The sequence below is a fragment of the Pseudomonas cedrina subsp. cedrina genome (assembly GCF_001983175.1).
Lineage (GTDB): Bacteria > Pseudomonadota > Gammaproteobacteria > Pseudomonadales > Pseudomonadaceae > Aquipseudomonas > Aquipseudomonas cedrina.
Genome location: NZ_MNPW01000039.1, coordinates 1 through 1722, shown reverse-complemented (window position 1 = coordinate 1722; position 1722 = coordinate 1). Strand labels below are relative to the sequence as shown.

4 protein-coding genes are annotated in these 1722 nt (G+C 25.7%); 2 read left to right on the top strand and 2 right to left on the bottom strand.

The window, feature by feature from the left end; translation table 11 throughout:
- Positions 1-208 (top strand): hypothetical protein (locus BLL36_RS31155; RefSeq protein ID WP_169922568.1); only part of this gene is annotated, 208 nt, incomplete at its 5' end.
- A gap of 354 nt (positions 209-562) precedes the next feature.
- Here BLL36_RS31155 and BLL36_RS30915 read toward each other — a convergent pair.
- The gene (locus BLL36_RS30915) at positions 563-769 is read right to left on the bottom strand and encodes a hypothetical protein (RefSeq protein WP_047185847.1); all 207 of its coding nucleotides are present in this window, start codon (positions 767-769) and stop codon (positions 563-565) included.
- A gap of 184 nt (positions 770-953) precedes the next feature.
- Between BLL36_RS30915 and BLL36_RS30920 the strand changes: the two genes are divergently transcribed.
- A complete protein-coding gene (locus BLL36_RS30920; RefSeq protein ID WP_047185847.1) occupies positions 954-1160 on the top strand; it encodes a hypothetical protein in 207 nt (68 codons plus the stop codon).
- A 354-nt stretch (positions 1161-1514) separates the two neighbouring features.
- On the opposite strand, the gene BLL36_RS31160 is transcribed toward BLL36_RS30920, so the two are convergent.
- Positions 1515-1722 (bottom strand): hypothetical protein (locus tag BLL36_RS31160; protein WP_169922568.1); only part of this gene is annotated, 208 nt, incomplete at its 5' end.

Sequence of the window (1722 nt, the reverse complement as noted above, 5' to 3'; positions counted from 1 at the left end):
TAAATCTATTCCAGTTGTAGGAGGTGTTGTTTGGGCATCAGATGCTGTTTCAGTTGCCCAACACTATATAAATAAAAGTTGGAAAAAGAAGGGAATTAAACGATTTAAAGTTACTTATAAATGGAAATATCAATTAGACCCATTAGCTGATGGAGGAGGAATTCCTAAAGCTAAAGTAATTTCAACATCAACAGTAGCACAATACTGATGATCACATTAAATAAAGAAGGAAGAAGTTAAAATTTTTATTTAACTTCTTCCTTCTTTAAAAAGTATCAATTATAACTAATAGTATTGTTACTAATAAAAAAGAGTACCACCCAAAATCAATAAATTTATTCCCAGTTTTTATATCAAATTCTCTTTTAGATGCAATTGATTCAATTAAAGAATACAAACCACCTAACAAGAAAAAAGCTAACACATTTAATTGATTAGTAAAAAGTAAAATCAAAACAAGAATACAAAATATTAAAGTACGAACAAAAGGTAATCTTAAAATATACATCATTTCCCCCCTAAATCTTTTATTAATCTATATATTTCTTCAATTTCCCACTAATTATTTAAAAAACTCTGTATAATTACGATCAATAATTTTTGTTACAATCTCTGAATCTAATACCGATTCTTTAGCAAAAATATAGAGTGCTTTTTGAATTACATCTGTTTTATTTGTCTTAACTCCTTGCTTTTCAAGTGTTTCTACCATTTGTTCTAATAGCTTATAATGAATTTCATCAAGTCTAATATTAATTTGTTTACTCATGTTTATCACCTTTATTTAAAAAATAATACTTTAGCTCATAATTCATCAAATACTTCTATTTCATATTATAACGGAGTATATACATTTTGTATATACAAAATGTATATACTCCGTTATAATATGAAATAGAAGTATTTGATGAATTATGAGCTAAAGTATTATTTTTTAAATAAAGGTGATAAACATGAGTAAACAAATTAATATTAGACTTGATGAAATTCATTATAAGCTATTAGAACAAATGGTAGAAACACTTGAAAAGCAAGGAGTTAAGACAAATAAAACAGATGTAATTCAAAAAGCACTCTATATTTTTGCTAAAGAATCGGTATTAGATTCAGAGATTGTAACAAAAATTATTGATCGTAATTATACAGAGTTTTTTAAATAATTAGTGGGAAATTGAAGAAATATATAGATTAATAAAAGATTTAGGGGGGAAATGATGTATATTTTAAGATTACCTTTTGTTCGTACTTTAATATTTTGTATTCTTGTTTTGATTTTACTTTTTACTAATCAATTAAATGTGTTAGCTTTTTTCTTGTTAGGTGGTTTGTATTCTTTAATTGAATCAATTGCATCTAAAAGAGAATTTGATATAAAAACTGGGAATAAATTTATTGATTTTGGGTGGTACTCTTTTTTATTAGTAACAATACTATTAGTTATAATTGATACTTTTTAAAGAAGGAAGAAGTTAAATAAAAATTTTAACTTCTTCCTTCTTTATTTAATGTGATCATCAGTATTGTGCTACTGTTGATGTTGAAATTACTTTAGCTTTAGGAATTCCTCCTCCATCAGCTAATGGGTCTAATTGATATTTCCATTTATAAGTAACTTTAAATCGTTTAATTCCCTTCTTTTTCCAACTTTTATTTATATAGTGTTGGGCAACTGAAACAGCATCTGATGCCCAAACAACACCTCCTACAACTGGAATAGATTTA